The organism is Asticcacaulis machinosus (assembly GCF_028550435.1).
GTDB lineage: Bacteria > Pseudomonadota > Alphaproteobacteria > Caulobacterales > Caulobacteraceae > Asticcacaulis > Asticcacaulis machinosus.
Genome location: NZ_JAQQKV010000004.1, coordinates 24,970 through 39,247 on the forward strand (window position 1 = coordinate 24,970; position 14,278 = coordinate 39,247).

At 58.2% G+C, this 14,278-nt stretch carries 14 protein-coding genes and 1 tRNA gene; 6 read left to right on the forward strand and 9 right to left on the reverse strand.

From position 1 onward, the window contains the following. The first annotated feature begins 30 nt into the window (after positions 1-30). Positions 31-1,056: an alpha/beta hydrolase gene (locus PQU98_RS15360; RefSeq protein WP_272745845.1), complete on the forward strand. Its 1,026-nt coding sequence runs from the start codon at positions 31-33 to the stop codon at positions 1,054-1,056. 141 nt (positions 1,057-1,197) lie between these two features. Here the strand turns inward: PQU98_RS15360 and PQU98_RS15365 are convergent, their stop codons facing one another. The 6 genes from PQU98_RS15365 to kdpF all read right to left on the reverse strand — a co-directional run bounded on the left by PQU98_RS15365 (position 1,198) and on the right by kdpF (position 9,462). After that, complete coding sequence (locus tag PQU98_RS15365; protein ID WP_272745846.1) at positions 1,198-1,887, reverse strand: response regulator; 690 nt, start codon at positions 1,885-1,887, stop codon at positions 1,198-1,200. A gap of 5 nt (positions 1,888-1,892) precedes the next feature. Continuing rightward, a complete protein-coding gene (locus PQU98_RS15370) occupies positions 1,893-4,604 on the reverse strand; it encodes a DUF4118 domain-containing protein (RefSeq protein ID WP_272745847.1) in 2,712 nt (903 codons plus the stop codon). Then, the gene (gene kdpC / locus PQU98_RS15375) at positions 4,605-5,168 is read right to left on the reverse strand and encodes a potassium-transporting ATPase subunit KdpC (RefSeq protein WP_272745848.1); all 564 of its coding nucleotides are present in this window, start codon (positions 5,166-5,168) and stop codon (positions 4,605-4,607) included. It lies immediately after the preceding gene. A 182-nt stretch (positions 5,169-5,350) separates the two neighbouring features. Next, positions 5,351-7,417 carry a potassium-transporting ATPase subunit KdpB gene (kdpB, locus tag PQU98_RS15380; protein ID WP_272745849.1) on the reverse strand — a complete coding sequence of 689 codons (2,067 nt, stop codon included), beginning with the start codon at positions 7,415-7,417 and terminating at the stop codon, positions 5,351-5,353. Between the two features lie 152 nt (positions 7,418-7,569). Beyond that, complete coding sequence (gene kdpA / locus PQU98_RS15385) at positions 7,570-9,279, reverse strand: potassium-transporting ATPase subunit KdpA (protein WP_272745850.1); 1,710 nt, start codon at positions 9,277-9,279, stop codon at positions 7,570-7,572. Positions 9,280-9,369: 90 nt separating this feature from the next. Continuing rightward, positions 9,370-9,462 carry a K(+)-transporting ATPase subunit F gene (kdpF, locus tag PQU98_RS15390; protein WP_272745851.1) on the reverse strand — a complete coding sequence of 31 codons (93 nt, stop codon included), beginning with the start codon at positions 9,460-9,462 and terminating at the stop codon, positions 9,370-9,372. Between the two features lie 489 nt (positions 9,463-9,951). On the opposite strand from kdpF, the gene PQU98_RS15395 reads away from it, so the two are divergent. Continuing rightward, positions 9,952-10,146: a hypothetical protein gene (locus PQU98_RS15395; RefSeq protein WP_272745852.1), complete on the forward strand. Its 195-nt coding sequence runs from the start codon at positions 9,952-9,954 to the stop codon at positions 10,144-10,146. A gap of 10 nt (positions 10,147-10,156) precedes the next feature. On the opposite strand, the gene PQU98_RS15400 is transcribed toward PQU98_RS15395, so the two are convergent. Next, a tRNA-Lys gene (locus PQU98_RS15400) sits at positions 10,157-10,232 on the reverse strand. Positions 10,233-10,364: 132 nt separating this feature from the next. On the opposite strand from PQU98_RS15400, the gene PQU98_RS15405 reads away from it, so the two are divergent. The 4 genes from PQU98_RS15405 (at position 10,365) to PQU98_RS15420 (ending at position 12,686) form a co-directional block, all read left to right on the forward strand. Continuing rightward, a complete protein-coding gene (locus PQU98_RS15405) occupies positions 10,365-10,718 on the forward strand; it encodes an Hpt domain-containing protein (RefSeq protein WP_272745853.1) in 354 nt (117 codons plus the stop codon). An 85-nt stretch (positions 10,719-10,803) separates the two neighbouring features. Continuing rightward, positions 10,804-11,127, forward strand: coding sequence for a 2Fe-2S iron-sulfur cluster-binding protein (locus tag PQU98_RS15410; protein WP_272745854.1), 324 nt, complete (start codon positions 10,804-10,806; stop codon positions 11,125-11,127). A 63-nt stretch (positions 11,128-11,190) separates the two neighbouring features. Continuing rightward, positions 11,191-12,222, forward strand: coding sequence for a phospholipase C/P1 nuclease family protein (locus PQU98_RS15415; RefSeq protein WP_272745855.1), 1,032 nt, complete (start codon positions 11,191-11,193; stop codon positions 12,220-12,222). A gap of 5 nt (positions 12,223-12,227) precedes the next feature. Beyond that, positions 12,228-12,686 carry an NUDIX domain-containing protein gene (locus PQU98_RS15420; RefSeq protein WP_272745856.1) on the forward strand — a complete coding sequence of 153 codons (459 nt, stop codon included), beginning with the start codon at positions 12,228-12,230 and terminating at the stop codon, positions 12,684-12,686. A 105-nt stretch (positions 12,687-12,791) separates the two neighbouring features. Here PQU98_RS15420 and PQU98_RS15425 read toward each other — a convergent pair whose 3' ends face one another. Both PQU98_RS15425 and PQU98_RS15430 read right to left on the reverse strand, forming a co-directional pair. After that, a complete protein-coding gene (locus PQU98_RS15425) occupies positions 12,792-13,325 on the reverse strand; it encodes a GNAT family N-acetyltransferase (protein WP_272745857.1) in 534 nt (177 codons plus the stop codon). Between the two features lie 23 nt (positions 13,326-13,348). Further along, complete coding sequence (locus PQU98_RS15430) at positions 13,349-14,221, reverse strand: SDR family oxidoreductase (RefSeq protein WP_272745858.1); 873 nt, start codon at positions 14,219-14,221, stop codon at positions 13,349-13,351. Between the last annotated feature and the right edge of the window lie 57 nt (positions 14,222-14,278).

Sequence of the window (14,278 nt, forward strand, 5' to 3'; positions counted from 1 at the left end):
TAGGGGTGATTCACGTTTGAGCAGGGGGAAATGCGCAAAGTGAAAACGTCGGTTTTTGTCGCGCTGACATTGAGCTTCGTGGCCGCAGGCGCTCTCGCCGCGCAACCCGCGATCCCATCCGAAAATTATGCTCATCCGCAGCGCTTGATCGCCATTGACGGCAATCGCCGCATTAATTTGTTCTGCCTAGGTCAGGGCGCGCCGACTGTCCTTTTCGATTCCGGCCTCGGCGACACGACTGCGTCGTGGCGCTATGTCCAGGGCGAGGTCGCGAAGACAATGACGGCTTGCAGTTATGATCGCGCCGGCTATGGCTTTTCCGATCCTCCGCCGGGCGCGTCGGATGTGAACGCGAATGTCAGAGACATCCACCTGTTGCTTAAGGCTATGGGTACGGACGGACCGATCGTCTATGTCGGCCATTCGAGTGCGGGGCTTTACGGTGTCGGTTTGCAGGGAAAATATCCCGACGACGTCGCGGCTGAAGTCCTGGTCGATCCGTCTTATGCCGACATGGGCAGGTGGATGGCGCCGCCGGATACGACGGATCAGCTCCCGCCGCCGTGGGCTCCGTTAGAGGCCTGCCTTGCTCTGGCGAAGTCTGGCGAGTTGCAGGAACCTAAGACGGATGCCGCCAAGGCATGTGTTCGTGAAAACCGTTCGCTTGACGACGTTCTGCGGCGCACAGACAAACTGCAGCAGGCGAACCCCGTAACCATCAGCACGAAAATTTCGGAAATTCAAAGTATTACGCCGTCGGCACCAAGCTGGATATCCGTGAATACAGCCCAAATTGACGCCCTCAACCCGCAATTTGGCGATAAGCCGCTGATTATCCTGACGCACGGCAGTATGCCAGCAATGCCGGGCCAGACTCCGGACCAGCATAAGCGAGGTGAAGACAACTGGTTAACCGCGCATGCAAGGCTCGCCGCCCTGTCAACCCGTGGCAGCCATGTCGTGGTTCCCGACAGCCGTCACTATATTCAGATTAATCAGCCTAAGGCGGTCATCGATGCTATTGAAAAGGCTGTTGCCGATGTGCGTGCAAAGTAGAGCCCGTGATTAGTCGTTGCGGCTTAACACCGCCGTTGCCCACAATTTAATCGAGCAGTACGGAGTTAGGCTCTTGGCATCGATGATGTCCGGTTTCGGGTTGAAACGCACATTACGCCAAGAATGACCGGATTGGGTGCATTAGGGCAGATAGTCGCTGAATCTGTAACCGATACCGGGTTCGGTAAAGATAAAGGTCGGGGACAGCGGATCGTCTTTGAGCTTTTCACGTAAGTGCTGAGTGTGGATGCGCAAGTAATGGTTCTGGTCGCTCGAATGACGGCCCCAGACGGCTTTCAAAAGTTGCGTGTGGGTCAAGACCTTACCGCGGTGGCGGATAAATTCTGACAACAGCTTGTATTCAATCGGGGTCAGATGCACATCGTCGCCGTTTAGCCACACTCTGCGGGCGGCCAGATCGACCTTAAGGCCCGCATATTCGATGATTTCAGTAGCACCCGCAGGGCTTTGGGCCGCATGACGCAGGGCGACCGTCACCCGCGCCAGCAGTTCTCCGGCGGCAAACGGCTTGGTCAGATAATCGTCAGCACCGTTTTCCAGCGCCTCAACCTTATCGGACTCTCTGTCACGTGCCGACAGGACGATGATCGGGGTCTTTGACCAGTCGCGTACCTGACGGATAAACGCCTGACCGTCCTGATCGGGCAGGCCGAGGTCGAGAATGACCACATCGGGCCGGTTCACGGTCAGTTTTTGCAGGCCTTCCTTGGCGGTCGGCGCTTCAAGCACCTCATAGTCACGCGCCGTCAGAGTGGCCCGCAGATAGCGGCGGATATCGGCTTCATCTTCGATGATCAGAATAGTGGTCATAGAATTTATTTAGCTATGGGCAGGGTAAAGATAAAGCTGGCGCCGGTGGGGGCATTGTCTTTTGGCGGGTTATTTTTGGCGTAGATCATGCCGCCGTGGGCCTCAACGATACCTTTGCAGATGGCAAGACCTAAGCCTGTGCCCGACCCGTCGCGATCCGTCGCAGGTTTGCCGGAGTGAAATTTGTCAAAGATACGCGTCTCATCGCCGGGTTTCAGCCCTTCGCCGTCATCGCTGATGCGCACGCGCACCCGGTCGGCATCGGTCTCTAAAGTTATGGTGATCACGCCGTCTTCATTTGTATGAGCAATGGCGTTTTCGATCAGGTTGATCAGCACCTGTTCGATCAAAGCGCCGTCGATTTGCACCATCGGCAACTGACCGCTGACCGTGGTGCGGATCTGGCGCGCCCCCTTTTGTGGTTCGACGCGGGCGATTGCGGCCCCGGTGATTTCCTGGATGAGGTAGGGCTCAAGGTTTAGCCGCATCTGGCCCGATGTAATGGCGGCCATACGCAACAGATTGGTCACGAATTTCTGAAGCCGGGCCAGATGGCCCCACAGGGAGGTCAGTTCATCCACGGCTTCGCGCGGCAACCTTTTACGCATTTTGAGCAGGGATGACACCGATCCGTTCATAATGGTCAGCGGCGTTTTCAGATCATGCGACAAGGATGCCAGCAGGACATTGCGCAGTCTTTCGTTCTCAGACTCCACGCGCGACGTTTCGGCGTCCTGCGCCTGACGGGCGCGCTGAAAGGCCCCGGCGATCAGGCTGGCGACCGTCTCGAACACCAGAAGATCTGCGCCTGTAAACTGGCGGTCAGGGGTGCGAGGGGTGATCGACAGAACGCCCAGAGGGCTGTTTTCCGCCATGACCGGCAGATAAAGCGCGCTGGCGGACGGCATGGTGTCGGTGTTACGGCCGGCGATATGATGATTTTGCATCACCCACTGGCGGACTCCAACGTCTTTGGCTCCGGTTTCTTTGGCCTCGTCAAGCGGCGCACCGGCGATCTGGCGCTCTCCGGTCCACAGGCGGATATCGGCATCAAAGGCCGGTTCCAGATGGCGCACGACCACTTCGGCCATATTATCTACACCGCGCACGGCGGACAACTGCCGCGACAGGTCGTATAGTAGGCGGGTCTCAGATTCGCCCTTGCGCGCCAGCCTGGCGTGGCGCGATAACTGTGCTGTCAGCGACCCGACAATCAGCGACGTCATCAGCATGACCACAAATGTTACCGCATAGCTGACGTCATCAAAGGTGAAGGTGTAGTAGGGCTTGATGAAAAACCAGTTGAAGGCCGCGACCGACAGAACCGAGGCCAAGACCGCCGGGCCGATGCTGAAACGCGCAGCGGTGATGACCACACCGATCAGGTACAGCATGATGAGAGTGTCAGGGTCGGTCAGGCTGCGAAACGGCAAACCCAAAAGCGTGCAGGCCGCAACGATAACTGCGGCCATGAGGTGGTGGCGGGGGCGGGCCGCCCAGATCTCCCAGCCGGTGGTGTCGTCGCGCGGGTTTGCTGACGTCTCGGAATCGGCATTAAGCGTAGTGATTTCAAGACCGGCGCCACGCTCAATCAGCTTTTGCGACAGGGACGCAGCCCCCGCAAGTCTGCGCCACCACGGCTGGTCGCTATGACCCAGCACCAGCCGGGTAAAACCGTTTTGACGGGCATGATTGAGGATGGCGGTGGCGGCACGGGCAGCATTCAGGCGCACAACCCGTCCGCCCAGTTTTTCAGCCAGCCTGAGATTATGCTCGACCCGCAAACGGGCCTTAGGCGACAGGGTTTCATGCCGGTCGGTGTGCAGGTAAAGCGCTGACCACGGCGCGCGAGTGCGGTCGGCCATACGCTTGGTGTGGCGGATCAGGCGCGACGACAGGGCGTCCGGCCCGACCAGCACGAGGATCTTATCACCGGTGGCGGCTTCATCGTGGCCTTGTGCCGCGTTCAACGCATCGTTCTGGGCGTCGACCCGCTCGGTCGTGCGGCGCAGGGCCAGTTCGCGCAGGCGACCGAGATTGCTCTTTTTGAAGAAATTCTCGGCGGCCCGGCGGTTGGCGCCTTCGGCCACATAGACCTTGCCGTCATGGAGCCGTTTGAGCAGATCATCGGGCGACAGGTCGATCAGGGCAATCTCATCGGCGGCATCGAACGCCGCATCGGGCACGGTTTCCTTAACCCACACGCCGGTCAGGCGGGCGACCATATCATTGAGGCTTTCCAGATGCTGAACATTGAGGGTCGTATAGACATCAATGCCGTGGTCGAGCAGTTCTTCGATGTCCTGCCAGCGCTTGGGGTGGCGGGAGCCTCCACCTTTATCTGAAACGGCATTGGTATGGGCATATTCATCGACCAGAATGAGGTCGGGGTGTTGGGCCAGCGCCGCATCAAGATCGAACTCGCGCACCCTGACGCCGCGATGATCGATCTCCCGCAGCGGAAGGGTCGGTAACCCGTCGATCAGGGCCAAAGTCTCCGCCCGGCCATGATGCTCAGCCACGCCGATGACGACATTGCGGCCCTCACTATGGAGGCGGCGGGCCTCGGTCAGCATGGCGAAGGTCTTGCCGACACCTGCTGACGCGCCAAAGAAGATTTTCAACCGCCCCCGACGCTTACCGGACGCGGATTCGCCCCCATCCGTGCGGATGAGGGCGAGGAGTTTGTCGGGGTCGGGTCGGGTATCAGCGTTCACTTAAAGCTTGCCATCCAGTCGGAGATTGACCTCTAACACATTGACGCGGGCTTCGCCGAAAATTCCAAGCGTGGGACCTTCGGTTGCGGCGTCAATGGCGGCGCGCACAGTGGCGGCGGGGACGGCGCGGGCGGCGGCGATACGGGCGACCTGAATCTCGGCCGATGCGGGGCTGATGTGCGGATCAAGGCCGGAACCGGACGCGGTGATGATATCGACCGGCACCGGCCCATCTATGCCAAGCGCTGTCTTGCGGGCGGCGGCGGCTTCATGGAGGGCCGGGTTGTTGACGCCGTAGTTAGAGCCGGACGAGGCCGCGGCATTATAGGGCGCCTCGGCCGTGGCCGACAGCCGGCCCCACAGATATTCAGGCTTGGTGAAGTTTTGCCCGATCAGGCGTGAACCCACCACGGTGTCACCATCCTTGATCAGAGAGCCTTGCGCTTTGTCAGCAAAGGCAAGGCTTGTGATGCCGGTGACGGTAAGGGGATATACCCCGCCGAACAGAACGGTAAACACGCCAAGTGTCACTAAAGTCGGGCGAATGTGTGAAGTGAATGACATGATAAATTCCTTGTTTTTATAGGCCCCCACCACCGCATCGCCTTCGCTGTGCTCAGTTGTGCGGTCCCCCTCCCCAGTAAACTGGGGAGGTATGATCGGCTATTTTCACTACCCCTCCCCAACATGTTGGGGAGGGGAACCGCCGCGATTTATCGCGGGGGTGGTGGGGGCACTTTCTTTCCTTAAACTAAACCGACAGCGGTCAGGCCAAGATCAATGATCTTGATACCGATGAACGGGGCGATGATCCCGCCCAAGCCGTAAATCAGGGCATGGCGCGTCAGCATGTTCGATGCGGATTCAGCCCGGTATTTGACGCCTTTGAGGGCCAGCGGGATGAGGGCGACGATGATCAGGGCGTTGAAAATTACAGCCGCCAAAATTGCACTTAACGGTGACGACAGGCCCATGACATTGAGCACGCCTAATGCCGGATAGGTGGTGGCAAAGGCCGCCGGGATAATGGCGAAATACTTGGCCAGATCGTTCGAGATGCTGAAGGTCGTCAGCGCTCCGCGCGTCATCAAAAGCTGCTTGCCGATCTCGACAATCTCGATCAGCTTGGTCGGATCGCTGTCCAGATCGACCATATTGCCAGCTTCCTTGGCGGCCTGGGTGCCGGAATTCATGGCCACTGCCACGTCCGATTGCGCCAAAGCGGGGGCGTCATTGGTGCCGTCACCGACCATCGCCACCATCTCGCCACCCTCTTGCATCTTGCGAATATATTTCAGTTTCGTTTCCGGTGTGGCCTCGGCAATGAAATCGTCAACTCCGGCTTCACTGGCAATGGCAGCGGCGGTGAGGGGGTTGTCGCCGGTGATCATCACCGACTTGATGCCCATTTTTCGCAGTTCCGCCAGACGGGTCTTGATATCCGGTTTGACGATATCCTTGAGGTAGATCACGCCCAGAACCTTGGGCCCTTCGGCGACCAGCAGCGGCGTGCCGCCCTTGCGGGCAATGTCTTCGACGGCCGCATTCACACCGGACGGCACCTGTCCGCCTTTGAGGGCGACCAGTTTGGCGATGGCGTCACCCGCACCCTTCATGATGTGGCGCTCATTGATGATAACGCCCGACGCGCGGTGTTCCGCCGAAAACGGAATGAAGGTGGCCTCAATATCGGCGGCGGCGCGGACGGCAATATCAAATTGCGCACGGGCAAGTGTGACCACTGAGCGGCCTTCGGGGGTTTCATCGGCCAGTGACGAAAGCTCTGCGGCCTCGGCCAGTTGACGGGCCGTGACATTGGGGGCGGGGAGGAACTCGACCGCCTGACGGTTGCCAAACGTAATGGTGCCGGTCTTATCGAGCAGCAGGACGTTGATGTCGCCCGCCGCTTCGACCGCACGGCCGGAGCTTGCTATGACATTGGCCTTGATCAGGCGCTGCATCCCCGAAATGCCGATGGCTGACAACAGACCGCCGATAGTGGTGGGTATCAGGCACACCAGCAGCGCGATCAGGACAACGATCGAAATCACCGTACCTGAACCGGCCTTTTCGACGCTGAATAGCGAGAACGGCAACAGTGTTGCACAGGCCAGTAAAAACACCAGAGTGAGCGCCGCCAGCAGGATCGACAGGGCGATCTCATTGGGCGTTTTCTGACGCTTGGCCGATTCGACCAACCCGATCATTTTATCGAGGAAGCTCTCGCCCGGATCGGCTGTGACGCGCACGATGATCCAGTCTGACAGCACCCGCGTGCCACCGGTCACCGCATCACGATCGCCGCCGGATTCGCGGATAACGGGGGCGGATTCGCCGGTAATGGCGCTTTCATCGACCGAGGCAATGCCCTCAATGACCTGACCGTCGGCGGGGACGGCATCGCCCGCTTCGATGATGATCAGATCGCCTTTGCGAAGGGTGTTGGCGGCCACGACGGTCTGTCTCTTGGCCTTATCGAGCTTTTTGGCAGAGACATCGCGGCGGGCTTTTTTGAGACTGTCGGCCTGGGCCTTGCCCCGACCCTCAGCAATGGCTTCGGCAAAGTTGGCAAACAATACGGTGAACCACAGCCAGAAACAGATCAGGCCGACGAACCAGACCGGCTGGCCGCCACTGATGAGGGTGCCCGGATTGGCGAACATGACGCCCAGGATCGCGGTGGTGATGACCGACCCGACCCAGACCAGGAACATGACCGGGTTGCGGATCTGATAGCGCGGATCAAGCCGCTTAAAAGCCGCCAGGACGGCCCCCATCATGTCGGGTTTATAGGTTTGAGATTGTGTAGTCATTGTGTTTTCTCTTTCCTCCTCCCCTGCATGGCGGGGGAGGTGTCGCAACTTGTTTGCGACGGAGGGGGCATTTTGTGGTCGGGTTGCCCCCTCCGTCAGCTTCGCGAAGCTCGCTGCCACCTCCCCCGTAGTTACAGGGGAGGAGAGTGAATTTAGCCTTTGATCATTATGAGATGTTCGATGACCGGCCCAAGGGCGAGTGCCGGGGCATAGGTCAGCACACCGACGAGGACGATGACCCCGATCAGGATGGCTACGAACAGAGGGGTATGGGTGGGCAAGGTTCCGGCGGAGGCGGGGACGGTCTGCTTAGCCGCCAGCGATCCGGCAATGGCCAGAACCGGCAGCAGGACAAAGAACCGGCCAAACAACATGCACAACCCAAGCAGTGAGTTATAGAACGGGTTGTTGGCACCCAAGCCTGCAAAGGCCGAACCGTTATTATTCGCGGCAGACGTGAAGGCATAAAGCACCTCAGAAAAACCCTGCGCTCCAGGGTTATAAATGCCGGCCTGACCTAGTGGTGACAGTACCGCCACAGCGGTGCAGATCAGCACCAGAGCACACGGAAACAGCACGGCGATTGAGGCCATCTTGATCTCATAGCCGCCGATCTTTTTGCCGAGATATTCAGGCGTGCGTCCGACCATAAGCCCGGCGATAAACACAGTCAGGATGACAAACACCAGCATGCCATAAAGCCCTGAACCCGCACCGCCATAGATGACTTCGCCGAACTTCATCAGGATCATCGGGATCATGCCACCCAGCGGCGTAAAGCTGTCGTGCATGGCGTTAACCGAACCGTTGGACGCGGCGGTGGTGGCTGTCGCCCACAGGGCCGAATTGGCGATGCCAAAGCGGGTTTCCTTGCCTTCCATGTTTATGGCGCTATCCGCGCCCGCCGCAATCAGATGAGGATTGCCCGATTGCTCAAGCGCGATACAGGCGACCGTCATCGGTACGAACACCAGCGTCATGGCCGCAAAGATCGCAACACCCTGACGCTTGTCGCCGACCATCTTGCCGAAGGTGAAACACAGCGCTGCCGGAAGGATCAGGATCGAGATCAGTTCGACAAAATTGCTGAACGGTGTTGGGTTCTCGAACGGGTGGGCAGAGTTGGTGTTGAAGAAACCGCCGCCGTTGGTGCCCAGCATCTTGATGGCTTCCTGTGAGGCCACCGGCCCCAGCGCCAGGGTTTGCTGGCCACCTTCAATCGTTTGAGCCGTGATATAGGCGCTAAAGGTTTGGATAACCCCCTGCGAGCCCAGAATGACCGCGACGATCAGCGCCAGCGGCAACAGGATGTAGAGATTGATCCGCACCAGATCGGTCCAGAAATTACCAAGCTTATCGGTGGATTGCCGCGATAAGCTGCGCATCAGAACCGCCAGCACGGCAATACCCACCGCCGCCGACACAAAGTTCTGCATCGTCAGGCCGACCATCTGGCTGAAATAGCTCAGGGTCATTTCGCCGCCATAGGACTGCCAGTTGGTATTGGTGACAAAACTGACCGCGGTGTTAAACGCCAGATCAGGCGTCAGGCCGGGCAGGCCCTGCGGATTGAGCGGCAGGACGCCTTGGGCCAGCAGCAGCCCAAACAGCAGCAAAAAGCCGCCGAGCGAGAAAGCAATGACCGCGCCCGCATATTGTTTCCAGGTCATGTCCTCACTCGGACGTGACTGGCTGAGGTTTAAGAACGCGCGTTCAACAGGACCGAGCAGAAAGGACATAGTCGTCCGCTCGCCTGACAGGACGCGGGCGATATACCCGCCTAGCGGCACGGCCAGCGCCGTCAGCACACACATATAAAAGCCAAGCTGCAACCAGCCGCTTGGTGTGACACCGAGCATCATGTCGGTTTCTCCGGATAAGCGCATTCCAAAAAGTGCCAAGAAAGTTTCAAGGCGGTTTTTGGATATAAATGCGCGTTAAAATAATTCTGTTTATGGGAAGAGTTCAGGCTTGATCAAAGCGACGATCAGATAGCCCGCCAAAGCGACGGTCACTATGCCCGCAGCGATATAGAGCGCGATCATGATCCGCCCTCACGCAAAGCGTCGGCGAAACCGACAAAAGCCAGGCACAGGCCGAAAAAGCCTGCCCCGGCCAGACAATAGACGATGGCCATATAAAAAGCCCTCCGTTCACATTTAAGGTGGGAGGGCTTTAGGCCGATCGGCATATAGGCGGTGTATGATTGCACGTCGGCGGCATATAGATTTTATATAGGCCTTGGACGGTAAGCGTAATTTACAGGTTAAGTTGCCCGGTACATTTCCAGAGCGGTATCAACCTGGATGCCCAGACACCTCTTTTGTCCGCTTTGAGGCGAATTACAACTAACGGCCCTTCTCACAATTCTATTTGCGCTCAGGGCGCCCCTGCGACTGAGCCGAGGGCCAGGCAGTTAATCAATTCTGCGCGGAAAATTTTTCAATTGTGCGATTTGGATAACGGTTTACTATCCGTTGGCAGGGGGCTTCATGCCAAGAAATGTATTGATTGTAGCGCTGGCTTTCTGAGCTATGGCTGGATTGACCGTGGCCCAGACTATGGTTCCGGCAAACCCGCCGACTGTTGCTTCGGCCGCCGCCGTGCAGGCAGCTACGCTTCCACCGCTTACCGACTTCGTTGGTACTCACGCCTATCAAGGCGGCGCCATGGAAATCGTTTCCGGCCTCTTCGACGAAACCTGGCCAGACGTCGATTCGTTGAATTAAAAGGAAGAAGTGGTGGGTGGGCACGGACTCGAACCGTGGACCCGCTGATTAAGAGTCAGCTGCTCTACCAACTGAGCTACACACCCACACTATTTTCAGACCGGCGTTTGGTATCCACCGGCAGCAGAGCGGCGGAAAATACGCATTTTCCTCTGGGATTCAAGCACAAAATCAGTCTATGACCCTTTTTATTGCGCAATCATGGGGAAAAGACCGATATGGCTCGCCGCGATCTTTCAGGTGCCGTTGAGTTTTCACGACTGGAGGCGTTTACCCTCAATGATGCGGTGGTGATTGAAGAGGTGCTTAATCTGTTTCAACAGCAGGCCCAGCTTTGGACGCCGCTGCTGGAGGTCAGCCACGAAGGCTGGCGCGATGCCGCCCACACCATTAAGGGTGCGGCATCAGGCATCGGCGCCATGAAGCTGTCCGAACTGGCCCACGCGGCCGAGCATGGCGATGTCGAGGGGGCGCCGACCCGTCTGGAGCGCCTGAAAACCGGGCTGGATGAGGCGCTGATGGATGTGTCGGCCTATCTGCATGAATTGCAGCTTAAGTCGCTGAAAGGTTAGTTTTAGTTGGATTTTGGGGCGGGACTGTCTTAAAGCGGGGCTAAATTCCCACGAAACCTAAAATATTGCGAACCCTGAAAATATCATGAGCGAAGACCTTCATATTCTGTGCACTGACCGTGACGGCGTGATCCATAACCTGCCGGCCATTGATGGCTGGCGGATCATGGAAATCATCCGCGACAACGGTTTGCCGATCAAGGCCGAGTGCGGCGGCGCGCTTGAGTGCGCCACCTGTCATGTTTATGTTGCACCGGAGTGGTTGGATAAGCTGGTCGAAAAGCGCGACGAAGAGGATGAAAAACTCGACGAAGCGTTTATGGTCAAGCGCAACTCGCGCCTGTCGTGCCAGATTTTGATGAGCGATGAGCTTAACGGCCTTGAAGTGACCTTGGCCCCTGAGGGCTAAGGGACGGGGGCTGAGCCGCGGCCAAAGTTAAAGTTTTTGTGTGTAAATCAAGGGGGATGCCCGATGTCGAAATGGTTTAAGTCTGTTGCGGTTGTGGCGGTTGTGGTTGCGGCATGTGGTGCATCGCAGGCGCTGGCCTGGGGATCGCACGGGCACCGCCTGATCGGGGAGGAGGCCATGCGGGCCTTGCCAGCGCATCTGCCGTCCTTTCTGAAGACGCCGCAGTCGATTGCCGATGTCGGTGAATATTCGCGCGAGCCTGACCGCTGGCGTGATGCCGGTTTCGTCCATGATTCCGACCGTAACTCGGCACATTTTATCGATCTTTATGACGACGGCACGACCTTTGCCGGCACGACCATGGATAATCTGCCACGCACCCGCGCTGATTATGACATCGCCGTGGTCGCCAATGGCAAGAAGCCTTGGCACGCCGGTTATCTGCCCTATGCGCAGATTGATGCGTATCAGCAGGTGGTCAAGGACATGGCCTATTGGCGCGTGCTGCATTATCTTGAGGTACGCGAAAAGGATGCCGCTAAGCGTGCCTGGTACAAGGCCGACCGCATCCGTCGTGAGCAGTTAATGCTGCGCGATATCGGTGTTCTGTCCCATTATATGGGCGATTCCACCAATCCGATGCACCTGAGCATCCATTACAATGGCTGGGACAAGGACACGGCCAATCCGCAGGGCTTTACCTCTGAGAAGGTACACGGCCCGCTCGAGTCCGATTTCGTCAGCGCCCACATCAAGGTTGTCGATGTGCGCAGCCATATGGCGGCTCCCGTAACCTGCTCGGCCAAGATCGAGGTGTGCATGGCCGAGAAGATAAAGCGCAATTTTACCCAGTTGGTACCGGTCTATGAGCTTGAAAAAGAAGGTGTGTTCAAGCTTGACGATCCTGCCGCGCAGACCGGTAAGGGCCGCGAGTTTATGGCCAAATTGCTGGGGGCTGGGGCTTCGGATCTGCGCGATGTGGTGGTTGATGCCTGGCGCGAGTCCAAGACTATGAAGGTCGGCTATCCAGGTGCTACCTATGATGACATCGTCGCCGGTAAGGTGCCGGACATCTATATCTATCTCAGGGATTAGGTTCGATGGCGGGGACCTTGACGTTCGGCGAACGTAACCCCGCTCTTGAGCTGGTCAGGCGCACGACCGCGCACGGCATCTTGATCCGTGACGGGCAGTTAGCCTGCGTGGCCATCGGACTTGGTGATCTGATTTACGATATACCGGGCGGAGCCGTCGATGGCGATGAAACACACCATCAGGCGCTGGTGCGGGAGTTCCTTGAGGAAACCGGACTTAAGGTCACGCCGGGGCGGCTGGTCACGGATGTGCGCCAGTATGTCGTCAACCGCAACGATCCGCGCCAGCAGTATCTCAACCATGCCCATATCTTTGAAGTATCGCTGATCGGTGAGCGGCTTGAGGCCAAGATAGAGGATGATCACGAACTGATCTGGCTGGAGCCGCTGGAGATCATAAAGTGCATCCGCAATGACGGCTATGCCTGGGCGATCACCAAGTGGCTGCGGAGCGTGTCCTCTTGACTCATTAGTTGGAGTGCGGTGATAGGCCGCGCAATCTTCTCCTCCCCATTGCTTCGCAACAGGGGGGAGAAATAAGGTGCTGACCTATCCGTCTTCGCCCGTTTTTCAGGGGGCGGGGGCTGTGTCCCTGCCTTTGCGCAGGATAAATTCGTGGTCGATGGTTGAGCCTACCGGAAAGCCGTATTCGCCGACCTTCTCAAAACCGTAAGACTGGTAAAGGTTCAGGGCTCGGTGGTTTTCACTCCACACGCCAATCCATTGCGGGGCGTTGCCATAGCGTTCCGAAAGGTAATCCAGACCGATGGTCAGAAGCTGTTTGCCTAAGCCCTGACCTTGCTGAGAGGTATCGATATAGAGCCGCTTGATTTCGCCCTGAGCGGTCTTATCCGCATCGGCGTGGGGCAGGCCGACGGGGCCGGCGTGCAGGTAGCCAACGGCTTTGTCATCCGCCCACGCCATGCGCCAGAACTGGGCCGGATCAGCCACCTGCGGGGCCAGAACCTCCGGCGCATAGGATCCGCGCAGGAACGCCTCTAAATCCGCAGGTGGATAGAGATGGGCAAAGGTGTCGCAAAAGCTGCGTATCGCCAGATCAGACAGGGCCTGAACCTGATCAGGGGTTATGGGGAGAATGTGCATAGTCTCCCCATAGCCTGAGTAGTTTAGGCCAGCAAGGCCCCCTTGGCGGCGGTGATAAATTCGCGGAAGGTGGTCGGGGCCTTACCGGTCAGGCTGTACAGATCGGTGGTGACGCCCGACAATTGACCGGCGCGAATGGCGGCCTCAGCCGAGGTCAGCATATCGGCCACAAAATCGGGCAGGCCTGCCGCGATCAGACCGCCTCTGAAATCGGCATCGGCGACATCGACCACGCTTAAGGGTTTACCCGTCACTTCGGTCACGAGGGCGGCGACCTCGGTGTGACTTAAGGCTTGCGGGCCTGTGATCGTATAGATGGCCTTGGTGGCGGGCGGATTGGCGAGGACGGTGGCAGCGGCGATAGCGGCATCTTCGCGGGTCACGTAGCCAATTTTACCTCCTTTAGTGGACGTGAACCACTGGCCGGTCGCAACGGCATGGGGCAGGGCCATCAGGCTGTTTTCGGCATACCAGTTATTGCGCAGGATGGTGTAGTCAAGCCCGCTGTTGATCACCGCCTGTTCGGTGCCGTAGTGGTCGGGCGCAAAGCTGATCAGGTTGCCGGGCTCGGGATTGGGCAGGGAGGTATAGACGATGTGCTTCACACCCGCGGCCTTGGCAGCGGCAATGGCAGCCTGGTGTTGCTTCAGGCGCTGACCGGGGACGGCGAGGGCGTCGGTCGAGATGATCAGCAGGCGGTCGACGCCTTTGAAGGCTTCGGCGAGCGTTTCCGGCTTATCGAAATCGGCGGCACGGGTTTCAAATGCCGTGCTGAGTTTCGACGGATCGCGGGACGCGGCAATGACTTTAGCGCTGGTCTTATCCGCGATATGTTTCAGAACCAACTGGCCCAGTTGGCCGCTGGCGCCGGTGATGAGCAGGGTATCTTGTGACATGGGTAGGTATCCTATATAAGAGACATGGTCTCTTTCCGAGACTAGATGCAAAATAGG